General features: G+C 63.4%; 11 protein-coding genes. 2 read left to right on the plus strand and 9 right to left on the minus strand.

What is annotated here, in order from left to right; translation table 11 throughout:
• Window positions 1-41 precede the first annotated feature (41 nt).
• Window positions 42-2771 (minus strand): MGH1-like glycoside hydrolase domain-containing protein, encoded by a 2730-nt coding sequence (locus FAZ95_RS25385; protein ID WP_137335274.1) that lies wholly within the window; start codon window positions 2769-2771, stop codon window positions 42-44.
• Window positions 2772-2856: 85 nt separating this feature from the next.
• The gene (locus FAZ95_RS25390) at window positions 2857-4914 is read right to left on the minus strand and encodes an amylo-alpha-1,6-glucosidase (RefSeq protein WP_137335275.1); all 2058 of its coding nucleotides are present in this window, start codon (window positions 4912-4914) and stop codon (window positions 2857-2859) included.
• Between the two features lie 355 nt (window positions 4915-5269).
• On the opposite strand from FAZ95_RS25390, the gene FAZ95_RS25395 reads away from it, so the two are divergent.
• Entirely contained in the window at window positions 5270-5716 is a 447-nt protein-coding gene (locus FAZ95_RS25395) for an HU family DNA-binding protein (RefSeq protein WP_137335276.1), read from the plus strand.
• Window positions 5717-5791: 75 nt separating this feature from the next.
• Here the strand turns inward: FAZ95_RS25395 and FAZ95_RS25400 are convergent, their stop codons facing one another.
• The 4 genes from FAZ95_RS25400 to FAZ95_RS25415 form a co-directional block, all read right to left on the minus strand.
• A complete protein-coding gene (locus FAZ95_RS25400; RefSeq protein ID WP_137335277.1) occupies window positions 5792-5968 on the minus strand; it encodes a helix-turn-helix transcriptional regulator in 177 nt (58 codons plus the stop codon).
• Window positions 5946-6668 (minus strand): alanyl-tRNA editing protein, encoded by a 723-nt coding sequence (locus FAZ95_RS25405; protein ID WP_137335278.1) that lies wholly within the window; start codon window positions 6666-6668, stop codon window positions 5946-5948. The genes FAZ95_RS25400 and FAZ95_RS25405 overlap by 23 nt, the downstream gene beginning before the upstream one ends.
• A 123-nt stretch (window positions 6669-6791) precedes the next feature.
• Window positions 6792-8264 carry a cytochrome-c peroxidase gene (locus FAZ95_RS25410; RefSeq protein WP_137335279.1) on the minus strand — a complete coding sequence of 491 codons (1473 nt, stop codon included), beginning with the start codon at window positions 8262-8264 and terminating at the stop codon, window positions 6792-6794.
• Between the two features lie 143 nt (window positions 8265-8407).
• The gene (locus FAZ95_RS25415; protein WP_137335280.1) at window positions 8408-10084 is read right to left on the minus strand and encodes a phospholipase C; all 1677 of its coding nucleotides are present in this window, start codon (window positions 10082-10084) and stop codon (window positions 8408-8410) included.
• A gap of 1020 nt (window positions 10085-11104) precedes the next feature.
• Here FAZ95_RS25415 and FAZ95_RS25420 point away from each other — a divergent pair.
• Window positions 11105-12019 (plus strand): proteasome-type protease, encoded by a 915-nt coding sequence (locus tag FAZ95_RS25420; RefSeq protein WP_137335281.1) that lies wholly within the window; start codon window positions 11105-11107, stop codon window positions 12017-12019.
• A 121-nt stretch (window positions 12020-12140) separates the two neighbouring features.
• Here the strand turns inward: FAZ95_RS25420 and FAZ95_RS25425 are convergent, their stop codons facing one another.
• The 3 genes from FAZ95_RS25425 to FAZ95_RS25435 all read right to left on the minus strand — a co-directional run bounded on the left by FAZ95_RS25425 (window position 12141) and on the right by FAZ95_RS25435 (window position 15993).
• Entirely contained in the window at window positions 12141-13340 is a 1200-nt protein-coding gene (locus FAZ95_RS25425; RefSeq protein ID WP_137335282.1) for a porin, read from the minus strand.
• 400 nt (window positions 13341-13740) lie between these two features.
• A complete protein-coding gene (locus FAZ95_RS25430) occupies window positions 13741-14880 on the minus strand; it encodes a YihY/virulence factor BrkB family protein (RefSeq protein ID WP_137335283.1) in 1140 nt (379 codons plus the stop codon).
• A 156-nt stretch (window positions 14881-15036) separates the two neighbouring features.
• Window positions 15037-15993: a chemotaxis protein CheV gene (locus FAZ95_RS25435; RefSeq protein ID WP_137335284.1), complete on the minus strand. Its 957-nt coding sequence runs from the start codon at window positions 15991-15993 to the stop codon at window positions 15037-15039.
• Window positions 15994-16256: the final 263 nt, after the last annotated feature.

Below are 16256 nucleotides of genomic sequence, written 5' to 3' on the forward strand. Positions count from 1 at the left end.
ACATAGAGCACGTTCGGCGCGAGTACGGATCGAAAACGGTGTTACTTCATCACGCTCTCGGTCTGCATCTCACCGGCCTCGTCTTCAAGCGCACGCACGCCGTGCGCGCACGACACCATCCCAGGCTGCAGCAGCAGCGCGACTAATCCGCTCCAGCCGGTCTGATGCGAAGCGCCGACGCCGCGCCCGTTGTCGCCGTGAAAGTATTCGTGGAAGAGCACGAGGTCGTCGCAGCGCGGGTCCGCTTGCAGCTTCGGATACGCGCCCATGACCGGGCGTTTGCCGTCTTCCCCTTTCAAGAACAGCGTCGTAATGCGGCGTGCGAGGAAGAAGGCGATCTCGCGCAGCGAATACTTTTCGCCGGACCCGGTCGGGTACTCGACGCGGAAATCGTCGCCGTAATAACGGTGGAATTCGAACAGCGATTCGATCAGCAGGAAGTTCACGGGCATCCAGATCGGCCCGCGCCAGTTCGAATTGCCGCCGAACACGTGCGAATCGGATTCGGCGGGCAAATACTTCACGAAGAAGAAGTCGCCGTTGTGCTGGAAAGTGAACGGCTTGTCGCAATGCGTTCGCGACAGCGCGCGCACGCCGAATGGCGACAGGAACTCGTTTTCGTCGAGCATGCGCCGCAAGAGGCACTTCATCCGATGGCCGCGCAACAGCGAGAGCAGCGCGCTGTTGCCGACGCCCGCTTCATGCCAGCGCGACACGAGGTGCGCGAGATCGGGGCGATGCTCGAGGAACCACAAGAGACGCTCGCGCAAGCCGGGCAGGCTGCCGTGCCTGCGCTGCTCGAGCACGCGCACCGCGAACAGCGGAATCAGGCCGACGATCGAGCGCATTCTGAGCGGAATGCTGCTGCCGTCGGGCAGGCGCAGCTTGTCGTAGTAGAAGCCGTCTTCGTCGTCCCAGAGTCCGGTGTCGCAGGCGTCGTTGCAGCCGACCGCTTCCGCGATATACAGGAAGTGCTCGAAGAACTTCACCGCGATGTCGACGAACACGGCGTTTTCGATCGCCAGTTCGAGCGCGATCTGCATCAGGTCGAGCGCATAGGCGGCAACCCAAGCGGTGCCGTCGGCCTGATCGATGCGGCCGCCGGTCGGCAACGGCGCCGAGCGGTCGAAGATGCCGACGTTGTCGAGCCCGAGAAAGCCGCCTTGGAAAATGTTATGGCCGGCGGCGTCCTTACGGTTGACCCACCACGAGAAATTCAACAGCAGCTTGTGGAAGATGCGCTCGAGAAACATGCGGTCGCCGCGGCCCGTGAGCACCTTGTCCATTTCATAGACACGCCACGCGGCCCACGCGTGGACCGGCGGGTTCGCGTCGGAAAACGCCCACTCGTACGCGGGCAACTGCCCGTTGGGGTGCTGGTAGCGGTCCTTGATCAGGAGGATCAGTTGTTGCTTCGCGAACTCGGGGTCGATCATCGCGAACGCGACCGCATGAAACGCGAGGTCCCACGACGCGTACCACGGGTACTCCCATTTGTCGGGCATCGAGATCACGTCGCAATTCGACAGATGCCGCCAATCGGCGTTGCGCGCGTTGCGGCGCGTGCGCGGCGGCTTTGGTTGCGCGGGGTCGCCGTCGATCCAGCGCGTCACGTCGAACTGGTAGTACTGCTTGCTCCACAGCATCCCGGCCAGCGCCTGACGCTGGACGAGCCGCGCGTCGGCATCGTCGAGGTCTTCCTGCAGCGCGGCGTAGAACTCGTCGGCTTCCGCGCGGCGCATGGTGACGACGGCGTTCGCGTCGACATGCGCGGAGCGTTCGGCCGAATCGGTGCGCACGCGCAAATGCACGACGCGCTTTTGGCCGGCGGCGAGCGAAAGGTGTACGCGAGCGGCGGCGCGCGTGCCGCGGTCGCGCCGGATCGCGTGCTTGTCGCCGGCGACGAGGTAGTCGTTGAAGCCGTCCTTGAACGGTCCCGCGCCCTCATTGCCGAACAGGCGCCGCACGTTGGTGTCGTTTTCGCAGAAGAGCCATTCGACCGGCGCGTCGGCGCTTGCCGTGACGATGAGCGGTTCATGGCCGGCATGGCGCGCGATCACGCAGGTCTTGCCGTCGAGCGCTTCGAGCGTCAGCGAGGGTTTCGTCTGATCGGGCCACCACGACCAGACGTTGCGCGCCCAGATCTGCGGCAGCACGTCGAGTTCGGCCGGCTCGCTCGCGCGGTTCTCGACGGTCACGCGCATCACGATGTCGTTGGGGTCGCCCTTCGCGTATTCGATCAGGATGTCGAAATATTGGTTCGAGTCGAATACGCCGGTGTCGAGAATTTCGTATTCGGGTTCCTCCGCGCCGCGCCGGGCGTTTTCTTCGACGAGCGCCGAGTAGGGAAACGCAGCCTGCGGATACTTGTAGAGCATCCGCATATAGGAATGGGTCGGCGTGCCGTCGACATAGAAATACAGCTCCTTCACGTCCTCGCCGTGGTTGCCTTCGGCATTGGTCAGGCCGAACAGGCGCTCTTTGAGGATGGAGTCGCGCCCGTTCCAAAGCGCGACGCTCATGCACCAGTTGAGCTTTTCGTCGCCGAAGCCGCCGATGCCGTCCTCGCCCCAGCGGTACGCGCGGCTGCGTGCCTGGTCATGCGGAAAGTAATCCCAGGCGGTGCCGTTCGCGCTGTAATCCTCGCGCACGGTGCCCCACTGGCGTTCGCTCAAGTAAGGGCCCCAGCGGCGCCAGCGTGCGATATCGGGCCCATGGAGGCGGCGGCCTTCGACGGTGTCGAGGAGCTTGGAGCGGCGCGGACTGAGCATGTCGACTTCCTCGGATGAGGAGCGGAAGAGGCCAATTTAGCGCATTCGGGGCGTGATGTCTTATGCGCCCGCTCGATCCCTCGGCTTACGCGCTGCCGCGTGCGCCTCCGGGTCCGCCATTCGGCTGCACCGATGCCAGCAGCGCTTCGACACGCAGCAATTCGCCGAGCGACCACGCCTGGAACGGCGTGCCGCGCGGCGTGTGCGGCGCGTCGCCGTCGGCGATTTCGCAGACGTGGCCGAGGCCGTCGCTACGCAGATGCGCAAAGAGCGGCGCGAGGAAACGCCGCCGCGCTTCGGCGCGTGTATGGGGCGAGCTGCCGTGCACTTGCAGCCACGCTTCGACGAACGGCCCGATCAGCCAGGGCCAGACGGTGCCTTGGTGATACGCGGCGTCACGCTGCCGGACGTTGCCCGTGTAAGTGCCTGCATAGTTCGGATCGGATGGCGAAAGCGTGCGCAAACCGAGCGGCGTGAGCAGATGCGTTTCGACCTGCTCGACGATACGGCGTGCGGTTTCGCCTTTGACGAGCGCGAACGGCAATCCCCCGGCCGCGAAGATCTGATTCGGTCGGATGCTTGCGTCGACGCGGTTCGGCACGTGATCCGCATCGACCACATCGAAGAGCGCGCCGGTCTCCGGATTGACGAAGCGCGCGTGAAAAGCGTGGGTCGCGCGTTCTTCGAGGTTCTGCCACTGCGCGGTCCAGCCGAGCGAGATACGCAGCGCGTTGATCCACAGCGCCTGCACTTCGACCGGTTTGCCGATGCGCGGCGTCACCACCCAGCCGTCCACTTTCGCGTCCATCCACGTCAACTGGACGCCGGGCACGCCCGCGCGAACGAGGCCGTCCGTATCGGCGCCGATCGCATAGCGGGTGCCGTGCGCGTAGCCGTCGAGCACTTCATCGACGGCGTTGCGCAACGCCAGGCGGGTGACGTGGCTCGCATGGTCGGTGCGCAGGTAGTCGTGCACCGCGACGACGAACCACAACGACGCGTCGACGGAGTTGTATTCGGGCTCGTTGCCGTCGTCGGGGAAGCGGTTCGGCAGCATGCCTTGCGACACCGTGCGCGACCAGTCGAGCAGGATCGCTTCGGCGTCCGCATAGCGGCGCGTGACGAGCGCGAGACCGCGCATCGCGATGAACGTGTCGCGGCCCCAATCGGTGAACCACGGGTAGCCGGCGACGAGCGTCTGGCCCGTGCCGCGCGTGACGAAATACGCGTCTGCGGATAAACGCGTGCGCGAGCGGAACGCGGCGCGCCGGGCGTGCTCGGCGCGCGCGAGTCCGGCGGCGCGCGTGTCTGCGTCATCGGCGAGTTCGCCGTTCGAGCGCAGGATGATGACGGCGTGGCGCGCGCCGATGTCGAACGAAAACACGCCAGGGGTCGCGAGATCCTCGCTGTAGTCGAGTCCGCGCTCGCGCTCGCGGACGTACAAGAAGTTCTGGTACCAGTCAGGCGCGTGCAGATAGGCGCCGTTCGTCAGCGCGGTTATGGCGGGCAAATCGCCGTACGGGCGCCACGTGACGTTGCTGCCTGAATGGCCGCCGGTTTCGCCGCCCGCTTCACGATAGGCGAAGCTGAAGGCCGCGTTTTCGTGGTGCAGTGCATGATGGTCGCGGCCGGATAGCAGCAATCGCACCTTCAGCTGAAGCGGTCCCGCGATGTCGTGCGCGCCTTCGAGACGCCAGCGCAGCACCGTTTCGCCATAGCCCTTTGCGACGAACAACTCATAGACGAGCGTCGCGTCGTCGTCGATACGGAAGCGCCAGGTGGGCCACGGCGCAACGTCGAAAGCGATCAGGCGCGATGCGAGATCGGGATGGACGACGTCGGGAAGATAGCGCTGCGTCGAAAGCGGAACCCGGCCGTCAGGCGTTTCGAGCCATGCTTCGAGTCCGTTGACGAGCGCCACGCGGCCGGTCGGCGGATGCGTGGCGGCAAGCAATAGCGCGTGATAGCGGCGCGTGCGCTCGCCGCCCGCGGTGCCCGACGCAAAGCCGCCGAAGCCGTCCGGCTCGAGCCATTCGGCGTCGGCATCGAACTGCTCCGCGAGGAAATCCGGCGTGCCGCCGGCGCCTCGCGCGGTGCTGCTGCCGTCGTCCGGCAGGTGTTCCGAAGGGATCGTTCGTGTCATGTCGAAGCCTTTCCAGGTCGCTCGAAACTCGCTCGAAACGCACAATGAGCGCGCAATGCAGGTATCGATGCATCGTATCGCCTCGCCGCGGAATCGGTTCGCCGACTCGGGAAAACACGGTGTCCGCCGAGCTGCTCACGGCATGCCGAACTCGCATCGAACTCACTTTGACACCTGAAACAAGGCTCAAAATGCATCGGACAGTCTGCGCCGCGCAACACATCAAGCGATAAAGCAGCGAGAAAAACACAAAAGTGCTGCACGAAACGTTGTGGCGCTTGTAGAATCCGCCGTTGAAGCGCACGCATACCGCGCGCTCTTCGGTTAATCACTGACCACAACTGGTAGGAGAAACATGGCGACTTCCGCAAAAAAGGTAGCCAAGAAGGCTGCCCCGGCACCGGCTAAGAAAGCAGTTGCAACGAAAGCTCCCGCGAAGAAAGTAGCGGCTAAGAAGGTCGCCGTGAAGGCGTCCGGCGCATCGTCGCCGATCAAGGACACCTTCACGAAGGCCTCGCTGGCTGCTCACCTCGCTGAGCGCGCTGCTGTCGAGCCGAAGTCCGTCAAGGCTGTGCTGGCTGCACTCGAAGACACGATCCTCGGTTCGGTCCACAAGAAGGGCGCTGGCGAATTCACGCTGTCCGGCCTTCTGAAGATCGTCGTGCAAGCGGTTCCGGCGAAGAAGAAGCGCTTCGGCAAAGACCCGTTCACGGGCGAAGAGCGCTGGTTCCCGGCTAAGCCGGCAAGCGTGCGCATCAAGGCACGTGCACTGAAGAAGCTGAAGGACGCAGCAGCGGCGTAAATGCCGGCGCGTTTGCTCTAAGGCGAACGCTCTGCTGAGGAATCCCCGCGAGGCGAAAGCCCGCGGGTATTTTTTTTACTGCCGAGAGGGTGCGCATGCAGACGCGCGCATCAGATGAAAACGGCTGAGCCCGACGAGCGCCGCGAGCGCGTCGATCGAGACGTCTTCGCGGTAGTGCGCGTCGAGGTAGTCGCGCGCCTGAGCCATCTTGCGCGATTCGCGCTGCACGTCAGCATAGTTCGATTCGCACACGGCGGTTGCGCCGGCCCTTGTTTTCGATCTTGGCGATGCGAACGGGGCGCGATTGCGCCGTGTTGGTCAGATGCGTGCCGCCGCATGCTTGGCGGTCGAGCGTGCCGATTTCGACGATGCGGATCTTGCCGTCGGGCGTCGGCGGCGGCGCAACCGACAAGCTGCGGATCAGCCCCGGCGTGCTGCGCGCGTCGCTCGCGCTGACGTAGGTCGCGCGCACGTCGAGGCCCTGGCGGATCACGTCGTTGAGCGGGGCCTCCAGCGCACGCAGCAGGTCGTTGTCGGCGTCGGGCAGATCGAAGTCCATGCGGGCGGTGCCGTCGCCGTTGATCTGCGCGCCGGTGACCAGCGCCCCCGCGAATTGCCGATAGACGAGCGCGTTGAGGATATGGGTATCCGTATGAAGTTGCGCGACGGTCGAGCGCCAATCGGCATCGATCGACACGTGCACGTCGCCGCTCAACTCGAGCGCCGCGTGCTCCGGATCGAGCAGATGCCAGTAGCGGCCGTTTTCGAACGACACGCCGACGATACGCGCGACCCCATGCGCGTGCGTAAGCGTCGCGACATCCGACACCTGCCCGCCGCCGCCGGGGTGCAGCGCCGAGCGCGCGAGCACGATTGCGCCCGGGCGCGCGTCGATCACATCGGTGTCGAACTCGAGCAAGTCGGGTGCTTCGTGGCATAAGTAGTGCGGCATCCCGGGTTCCTTGGCGAAGTCAGCGGAAAACGCCAGTGTAGGACTGCCGCGCGGCGGGTGATTGGTGAAAAGTGCTGTGCCGCGGGACGGGCGCCGCATGCCCGTCCCGCAGTCTTTTCAGAACTACGGCTTCGAGTCGAGCGCCACCTTCGAGTCCGGCTGATAACCGTCCGTCAGCGTCTTCACGAACGCGATGATGTCGCGGATATCGTCGTCGGTCATCGACGGCTTGTCGCCGAACTTGCGGTCGAACGGCGCATCGGATTTGTCGATGTTCGCGCGGTAGCGGGCGGGCAGGTCGTTGTACTTGGTGACCTTGCCGTGCGCATCGCGCGGATAGATCTTCGCCGGGTCGATGTCGCGCAGGTTGTAGAACGCCATCACCTGATCGAGCGAGTGGTAGACGCCGTTGTGGAAGAACACTTCGCGTGTCGCCGAGTTGCGCAGCGTCGGCGTGAGGAACATCCCGCAGTACTGCGTTTGCTTCGCGAGGTCGGTCCGGTACGGGCCGCAGATCCCCATGTCGTAGTACTTCGGGTTATGGGTCGCGGCGAGGCTCGTATTGCGCGGCACACCGAGCGCTTCGTACTGGTAGTCGGTAAACATCGGCGGCAGGCCGTCCTTGCCCGGCTTCGACAAGTGGCAGCCGGCGCAATTGGCCTTGTTCGGATCGTTGAAGAGCTGCAGGCCGTGCAGCTCGGCCTGGGTCAACCGCGCCTTGCCTTCGAGCCAGTAGTCGTACTTGCTCGTGTACGGATGGAACGACGAATCTTCGAACTGGTAGCGCGCCACTGCGAACATCGCCTCCGACACCAGCATGTTCGGATTGTTGAAGATGCCGGCCCCGAAGAGCTGCGCGAACGTGTTGTGGTACGCGCTGGTCTTGAGCTTGGCGGCGATCGCGTCGATGCTCGGGTTCGCCATTTCGGTCGGGTTCAGCATCGGGCCGATCGCCTGCGCTTGCAGCGTGTCGGCGCGGCCGTCCCAGAACAGGCCGCCTTGCGGCACCATCGCGGGCGCGGCGGGCGCGACGCCGGCCGTCTTCTGCGCGCGCGCGACGCCGCTGGCGGCGTCCGCGGCTTGCGCGAGGCTGGGCGCTTGTTCGTCGTCGCCCTGATCCGGACCGATGCTGAAATTCGGCTGCCGGTAGAGGTACCTCAGCGAGGGCGGCGGACGATCGCCCTGCAGCGTCAGCGACGGGCCGCCCATTTGCACGGGCAGGCCGTTGGGCGGGCCGTACGCGTGTTCGGGGCTATGGCACGAGGCACACGACATCTTGCCCGAGCCCGATAGCGTCTGGTCGTAGAAGATCTGCTTGCCGAGCTGCGCCATCACGGAGAGCTGCGTCGTCACGGGTGGGCGCTGCAGATGCACGGGGTGCGGATTCGCGCCCGTCAGCTGTTCCACCATCTTGCCGACGGTGGCCGGTGCCTGATCCGGCGCGTTCAGCGCCCACACCGACAGGCCGGCGGCAGCGCAAGCGGCGGCGATCGCGCCGCTGACGATCCAATGCGCGCGGCGGCGCGCAACGCGAGGGGAGGCGTCCGCGGACGGGACGGATGGCGTGGACGGAGCGGCGTTCTGCGATTCGTTCATCGAAGTCGTCTTTGTCGAGTATCAGAAACGGCTACAGCCCGTCTCCGGGCTGTGGGCATGCATGCACTGCGATAGCGGTTCCTGAGCGCTTGCGTGGGTCTGGACGCTCGCGCTGCAGGAACCGCGAGGGCTTCAAGCGTTCATCAGGTCGATGGCGGCGTCGTCACTTGCGTGCCCGACGTCGGGTCCAGATAGAGCACCGGGTTGTTGCCGCTGCCACCGAAGTTGAACATGTTCATGATGCTGCCCGACGTGGAGTCGAACGCACCGCCGCCGAGACGCTGGCTGCCAAGCCAGTTGTCTTCGATGAAGCGCACGACCGACGCTTGCGTGAGCAGCGTGTGGTCGACGTAGTTCTGCTTCGCCCACGGCGAGATCACGAGGAACGGAATGCGCGTACCCGGACCGCAGCGGCCGTTCACTGGGCTGCCGTTCAGACCGTTCGGCGCCGTGCCGCTGCCGCAGATGCCCGAGCCGTTCACCTGGTCGGCGACGGAATCGAACGAGGCATTGGTCGGCTGCGTGTACTGATGGTCATACCAGCCGTCCGAATCGTCCCATGCCACGATGACCGCCGTGTTCTTCCAGTCCGGCTGCTGCTGGAGGAAGTTGACGACCTTCGTCACGAACGCCTGCTCGTCGAGCGGATCGGAGTAGCCGGCATGGCCGTCCTGATAGGCCGGCGCCTTCAGGAAGCTCACCGACGGGAAGTTGCCTGCCTTGACCGAGGCGAAGAAGTCGTCCGTGTCGTACTGGTGGTTCGCCGGATCGACCGTCTTGTTGTCCGCTTCCAGCGTGAAGCCGATCGCGGCCGTCGAGCTCGGGCGCAAGTGCTGCGGGTTGGCCGTCGACGCGAAGTACTGGAACCAGTTGTGGTGCGGGATGTAGTCGGTCGTGCTGGCGCCCACCACGGTCGAGAGCGTGCTGCGCTTGCAGCCCGTCGTGCCGTTGCCGTTGGTCGTCGACAGGTTGAAGCCGCCCATGAAGCCGCCCCACGAGATGCCCTTGGCGTTCAGCAGGTCGCCGATGTTCTTGCCGGTCATCATCGCCTGGTCGGTCGTGCTGGAGCAGGTGTCGAAGCCCGGGTCGACGTCGTTGATCATCGTGAAGCCGCCTTGGCCGTCATTCACGTAGTACGAACCCGCCACCGACGGCTTCTTCGTGGTCTTGACCACGGTCATGCCGTTGGTCTGGCCCGAGACCACTTCGAGCGCGCCCGGCGTCGACGGACCGTACGTCGACGTGTAGGTGTTGTCGCTCATCGCGAAGTTCTGCGCGTAGTTCCACATGGCCGTGACGGTGTTGCCGTCGAAGTAGCCGAGCACCTGCCACGGCGTGCCGAACGCGCCGGCGCCGCCGCTCGTGCCGTTACCCGTGTACTTCGGGAACAGGTCGGCCGCGCCGTTGTCGTACGCCAGCTGTTCCGCGGTGTACGCGTGGTTCTGGTCAGCCGTCGCTGCCTGCGTGCGGTCTAGACGAAACGGGTTCGTCGCGCTGGTTTGCGGGTTGTTCGTGTTCAGCAGGTTGGGGTTCGACGTCAGGAGCGTACCGGATAGACCATTCGGCGTGGTCGTGCCCGCGGCGGCGTTGAACGCCGGCTCGCCGGCCGGGTTCGTCGCAACCGGATAAGTCGCGAAGTAATGATCGAACGAGACGTTTTCGTTATAGATCACCACCACGTGCTTAATCGGCGTCGCGGTTGTTGCCGCATCTTGAACCGACTCGCCATTCGGAGTCGGACTGTCATTGCTGCCACAGGCAGCGAGTGCGATCAAACCAGCGATCGCAAGAGAAACGGGAACGAGCTTACGGCGGAACATCGACGGAACTCCTTTTGTAATTGAATTACCTGAAACCCTTCGTCCGGAACGCTTTTACGTCCTCTCGAACAGACTTGAACCGGGGGCTGGGTAATGCGGTGGTTGTTTTACGGAATTGCGCGGCATTGGACCATGCGCGTGTTAAGGCTTGGAGACACCTTCCTTTCGAATTGTTTTCAATCATTTTCAATACATGATTTGGCAAATCGGCGTGAATCTTTTGTGACGGGGAAAATCGAGGCACGCGATTTGTTTTGAGAATGGTCTGAAAATTACTCGCTTGTCTTAAATCGCGGGAATTCGATTTATGTTTGGATGAACTTTCAATATCGAAATCGCGCCGGATTAAATTGATAAGGATTTCGTATTAATGAGGTGTCGTTCGGGTTAATGTGTTTCATCGCGGCGGGATTAATCCCGAATCACAAAATCGGCTGAACTGGCTTGAGCATTCGTGTCCTGTTCAGGCTAGGTCTATACCAGCACGCAATATCGTCCTGAGAGGTTCGTGTTGTCCGGCAAGACCGTCGAGATGGCCTCGGGCGGGCTGACTCGGGTGGTGTTGCAGGAAGGGCCGCTCGTCTCAACGGGATGCCGTCATGCTTAGTCGTACTGCCGATCATCTTTTCTGGACTCGCGTCGCCCGAGGGTGTCTGCACGAATCTGGCGTATCTGACGATCCGCCACCAGGTCGTCTAATGCTACGAATCCCCGGTTCACTACTCGATTAAGCGATTGCATCTGACGCCGGGAAGCAGTGGCGCGCGGATCGGCGAACGTAAGGAGAGCCTCGTGGCGCCGGTGAGCGTCGCCGAGGCGTCCCAGTAGGGCGGCGCGGCGTCGGCCGGGGTTCGACTGTGGTTCGAAAGCGACTCCCACACCGCCGAAACCGCGCAAAACCCGGCAAAAGGGGCCAATGAACGGTCAAAAAGTGTCCGAAACCACGCCCGGAACCCTATGCCGCATCGCCCGCGCATTACAATAGCGGCGTTTGGTTGGCTTCCGATTCGAGAAAAACCCATGACTTACTGTGTGGCGATGTCCGTCGACGAAGGGCTCGTCTTCTTGTCCGACACGCGGACCAACGCCGGTGTCGATCACATCAGCACCGCGCGCAAGATGACCGTGTTCGAGCAGCCCGGCGAACGCGTGCTGGTTCTGCTGGGCGCAGGCAATCTCGCGTTGACCCAGGCCGTGCTGCACGAGCTGTCCGAGCCGTCGAACCCCGATCGGCCTACGTTGTGGACCGCGCCGACGATGCCCGATGCCGCGCGCGTGGTGGGTCAGGCCGTGCGCGACGTGCATCAGCGCGAAGCCCGCGCGTTGCAGGAATTCGGCGTCGACTTCAATTGCAGCTTCATTCTCGGCGGGCAGATCGCCGGCGCGGCGAACGGCCAAGGCGCGAATGTCGAGCTCAGCAACGGCCGCGCGCACAATCGTCCGCGTCTCTTCATGATCTATTCGGCGGGCAACTTCATCGAGTCGTCGAGCGTGAATCCGTATTTCCAGATCGGCGAGTCCAAGTACGGCAAGCCGATCATCGACCGCGTGCTGACGCCGGCGACGCCGCTCGGCGAAGCGGCGAAATGCGCGCTGGTGTCGATGGATTCGACGCTGCGCTCGAATTTGTCGGTGGGTTTGCCGCTCGATCTGCTGGTCTACGAGACGGATGCGTTGCGCGTCACGCGCTTTGTCTCGATCGATCAGGACAACGCTTACTTCGACTTGATTCACCGGACTTGGGGTGAGCGGCTGCGTCAGGTGTTCGCCGAGATTCCGGATCCGAATTGGCAGGATGGGGCCGAAGTGCCGCTGCAGCGGCCCGAGCGCGCCCCCGTATTGCACCGCTCGCCCTTGGCCGGTGCGGAAGCGGCTCATTCGTCGGTGCCTGCGCAGACGCTCGCGCAAGACGATAAAGCGAAACCGCAGCGCTAAGCGCAGGGAAGGCGGAAGCGTTAAGGCGTTTGCGTCGTCGATTCGAAAATAAGCCCGTCTCCGGCGTTAGCCGGGACGGGCTTTTTAACCGCGTGAAGCTTCAGCTGTCAGTCAAGTCCAATTAGAACTTGTGACGCAGGCCGAGCGCGACGAGCTCTTGCGTGTTGGTGCCGCCGTCGTAGCCGTACGAACCGATCGAAGCGACGGCGTTGACGGTTTGCGTGCCGGCCGCGTTAAGCGTATCGCCGCTCGCGTGCTGGTAAGCGCCAACCAGGTATACGTCGGTGCGCTTCGACAGGTTGTAGTCCGCGCCCAGCGAAACCTGATGGTAGGTCGCGCTCGTGTTGCCGCTCGACTTCGTGTAGCTGTAGCCGAGGCCCAGCAGCAGCGCAGAGTTGGCTTGGTAGTTGAAGAAGCCTTGTCCGGTGTTGAACTTCTCGGTCGACGTGAACACCGAGTAGCCGTCGTTCTTGTATTGCGAGTTGCTGTAGGCGGCGCCGAACGTGAACGGACCTGCCACGTATTGCGCTGCCAAGCGAGCGATGTTGATCGACTTGGCCGACTGGTAGCCGAGGTTGACCAGCGAACCGTCGAACGTGCCGCCCGACGTTGCGCCGCTGCTCCAACCGTCGCCGGCGGCATCCGACTTACGCGGGCCGTCGTTGTTGTCCGCGACGAAATAGCCTGCGGCCACGGAGATCGGACCATTGTTATACGACGCAGCGAGCGACCATGTCTGACCCGAACCGGTCTGGCCGGCCACGCCGCCCAGCGCATACATGCCTTCTGCCTGGAAGCCGGCGTACGTCGGCGTCACGTACTTGATCGCGTTGTTCGTGCGCGAGCTGTTGTCGTAGTTGTCGACGTCGCCGACGGTCGCGAACGGGCTGCCGAAGTAGTTGTCACCCGTGATGCCTTGGACCATGTCGACGAGCGGGTCGTACTGGCGGCCCAGCGTGAACGTGCCGAACTTGTCGCTGTCGAGGCCGACGAATGCTTGACGGCCGAACTCGCGGCTACCTTGGAGCAGCTTGCCGGTACTCGGATCAAAGCCGTTTTCCAATTGGAAAATCGCCTTCAGGCCGCCGCCCAGGTCTTCCGTGCCCTTCAAGCCCCAGCGGGTGCCCGACAGGTCGCCGCCGCTGGCGTTGCCCAGCGCCCACAGGTTCTGGCTCTGGCCTTGCGAGTTCTGTGCGGCGTTATGAACATAAGTCAGCGACGTATCGATCGTGCCGTACAGCGTGACGCTGCTTTGGGCGTGCGCTGCGCCAGCGGCGCCGAGCATTGCCAGCGAGAGGGTAGACAGTGTGATTTTTTTCATCGTTTCTCCACGCGAATGAATAGTTTATTTGTTGCGGGGGGGAGAATAGCGCAATGATGTGACCGCTTAGAACTGGAAAAAAACGACTGTCTCGAAAATGAAACACGCGTCCAAGTCCCTGATATATAAGGAAGATAAAGAATTGTTGCCACAATCGAAATATTGAATTGTGGCGGTTGAGAGATTTTCGCTTTAACGATGCATCTCGCCACCTTTTTGGGGCGTTAATTAATCTATTTGTAAGAAACGTGCACCAAATATTAAAGTCGAGTGATTAATTTTGGAGCTCGTGCACGTAAAGGCGGCCTGTGCACTGGAATGTCCGGTAAGCGGTGAGCGCTGGACGGCATAGGCGCAATGTGCTCGACGACGTGCGGCTCTCAGCCGCTGTCGTTTAGCGTCAACGGTCGTCGCGCGAGGTCGCACCGTTGCCGCGCCCGACGACCGACGTGAGAAAGAGCGCCGCGCCGGCAGCCAGCATCACCGCTCGCCACGGGTGCTTTCGCACATAGCGGTCGGCTGCGGCGGCGCGGCGCCCGGCTGCGGACATCGCGGTATCGCCATCGCGCGCGTCGCGCGATCCCGCCGACACGGTCGAAGCCGCAAGCGCCGACGCCAGCATTGCCCGGCTGCCCGCGGGCGTGTCGTTGTCCTGCAGCCCCCAGGCGCCGCGCGGATCGTGGAGGTGGCCGCGGGCCGAGGCGAATTCCGCACCGAGCAGCAGCACCGCCGCCGAAAAGTACAGCCACATCAACAGCACCGCGAGCGACCCCGCCGCGCCGAACGAATTCGCCATGCCCGCATGGGCCAGGTAAAGCGCAAAGAGTTTCTTGCCGACGGAGAACAGCACGGCGGCGACGATGCCGCCCGTGAACGCATCGCGCCAGACCACCGGCGCATCGGGCAGGAACTTGAGCAGCGCGGCGAACGCGACGGCGAGCACCAGCAAACCGACGGCCAACTGCAGCAGGTTGCCGATCACGATGTACGGCGTGTTGCCCCACAGCCATTGGCCGACGAACGTGATGGCCGTATCGAGCACGAGCGAGACGATCAGCAGAAACGCGACGCCGAGCACGAGCCCGAACGAAATGAGCCGCACCTTGACGAGCGCGACGACGGTCGACGTGCGTGAGCTGGTCTCGGGCCAGATGATGCTGAGCGCGGTGTTCAGCGACGAGAACGTCGCCGACGCGCCGACGAAAAGCAGCGCGAACGAAATGATCGCGGCGATGCCGCCCGCGCTGCCGCTGCGATGCGCGTTCTGGACGATGGTCTGCACACCGGCGGCGGCTTCGTTGCCGAGCAGCCCGTGGACGTGGCTGAAGATCTGCCCGCGCGCGGCGTCGTCGCCGAAGAACCAGCCTGCCACGGCGATCACCATCACGAGCATCGGCGCGAGCGAGAACGCGGAGTAAAACGCGATGCTGGCCGCCATCGCGGCGCAGCGGTCCGCGCCGAATTGCTTGAATGCGCGAAGTCCCCACGACGCTTCCCTGCGTATCGATGCGTGCAGTTTTTGGGTGGAGAGTGTGCTCATGGCTCGGCCTCAGTGCTTCAAGAGGTCTAGATGCTACCTGAACTGAGCACGATGCAGCAGGGTTGCTGGCAGATGAGCGCGGTTGTTCACAGACGTAAAAAAACGCGGCATGCCCCCGGAATGGAAGCGATGCCGCGCGACAGAGTAAAAATCAGATCAGGAAACCAGCGCCTGCCGGATGGCGGCGGCCAGATCGCCCGCCACGAATTTCGCCACGTAGCCCGTCGCGCCGGCGTTCTTCACGTGCGCTTCGTTCGCCGCGCCCGTCAGCGACGAATGAATGACGACCGGGATATCGCGCGTGCGCTCGTCGCTCTTGATGAGGCGGGTCAGCATGAAGCCGTCCATCTCGGGCATTTCGAGGTCCGTCAGTACGAGCGCGATCTTGTCGCGGGCGCGCAGGCCCTCGGCCTGCGCCTCGCGGGCGATCTTATCGAGCATGTCCCAGGCTTCCTGACCGGTCTTCGCCATCAGGTGATCCGCGCCGATCGCGGTCAGGCTCTGCTCGATCAGCTTGCGCGCGAAACCGGAATCGTCGGCAGCGAGAATCTTCGCGCCGGGCCGCATGCTGATCGTGTTGCCGACGTCCTTCGGCTCGACGCTCGGATGCTGCGCCGGGAACACGTCGCGCAGCACCTGCTCGACGTCGACCACTTGCGCGAGGCGCGAGTCGCCGGTGTTGCCGTCGATGCGCGCGATGCTGGTCACCGAGTTGCCGCCCGTCGCCGCGCCTTCGGCCGCGAGCACCTGATTCCATTCGAGCCGCACGATATCGTCGACTTCCTCGACCGCGAACCCTTGCGTCGAGCGCGCGAACTCGGTGACGAGCAGGATGTTGCGGCCGCGCGTCGGGTTGCAGCCCAAGAGCTTCGGCAGATCGATGACGGGAATGATCTGGCCGCGGATATCGACCGCGCCGATCATGTGATCCGAGGCGCCGGCGATCGGCGTGACGGCCGGCATCGTCATGATCTCGCGGATCTTGAAGACGTTGATGCCGTAGAGCTCGTGTTCCTCGCTATCGGCGACGCAGCCCAGGCGAAACAGCAACAGTTCGAACTTGTTCGAACTCGTCAGATTGGTGCGCTCGTCGATCGAATGATGATCTGCCATCGAAATGTTCGGTTCCACCATTGCGCCGCCTGGCCCCGTGCCGGCCCGGCTCGCACGCGTGCGGAACCGGTGCGCAGTTCTCAAACTTCGATATCGGCGCGGCGCGCCAAAAGTTGAAGGGGATGGGCGAAAAGTTCAATGGATTCAGCGCTTTTGCGCAAATTTTTACTCAGGGTTTGCTTACTTATGAAATATTGCCCAAGAAATTAGAACGGGTTAAGTTTGCAGCCTTCAAGTCGCGGCATCGTTTTGACGTTATCCCG

It is taken from the genome of Trinickia violacea (assembly GCF_005280735.1).
Classification (GTDB): Bacteria; Pseudomonadota; Gammaproteobacteria; order Burkholderiales; family Burkholderiaceae; genus Trinickia_A; species Trinickia_A violacea.

What these genes read in the sequence shown, in the direction of transcription:
- FAZ95_RS25430 (WP_137335283.1), bottom strand. Translation starts at nt 14,880, where the DNA reads ATGAGCACACTCTCCACCCAAAAACTGCACGCATCGATACGCAGGGAA.
- FAZ95_RS25420 (WP_137335281.1), top strand. Translation starts at nt 11,105, where the DNA reads ATGACTTACTGTGTGGCGATGTCCGTCGACGAAGGGCTCGTCTTCTTG.
- FAZ95_RS25405 (WP_137335278.1), bottom strand. Translation starts at nt 6,668, where the DNA reads ATGCCGCACTACTTATGCCACGAAGCACCCGACTTGCTCGAGTTCGAC.
- FAZ95_RS25415 (WP_137335280.1), bottom strand. Translation starts at nt 10,084, where the DNA reads ATGTTCCGCCGTAAGCTCGTTCCCGTTTCTCTTGCGATCGCTGGTTTG.
- FAZ95_RS25395 (WP_137335276.1), top strand. Translation starts at nt 5,270, where the DNA reads ATGGCGACTTCCGCAAAAAAGGTAGCCAAGAAGGCTGCCCCGGCACCG.
- FAZ95_RS25435 (WP_137335284.1), bottom strand. Translation starts at nt 15,993, where the DNA reads ATGGCAGATCATCATTCGATCGACGAGCGCACCAATCTGACGAGTTCG.
- FAZ95_RS25390 (WP_137335275.1), bottom strand. Translation starts at nt 4,914, where the DNA reads ATGACACGAACGATCCCTTCGGAACACCTGCCGGACGACGGCAGCAGC.
- FAZ95_RS25385 (WP_137335274.1), bottom strand. Translation starts at nt 2,771, where the DNA reads ATGCTCAGTCCGCGCCGCTCCAAGCTCCTCGACACCGTCGAAGGCCGC.
- FAZ95_RS25425 (WP_137335282.1), bottom strand. Translation starts at nt 13,340, where the DNA reads ATGAAAAAAATCACACTGTCTACCCTCTCGCTGGCAATGCTCGGCGCC.
- FAZ95_RS25410 (WP_137335279.1), bottom strand. Translation starts at nt 8,264, where the DNA reads ATGAACGAATCGCAGAACGCCGCTCCGTCCACGCCATCCGTCCCGTCC.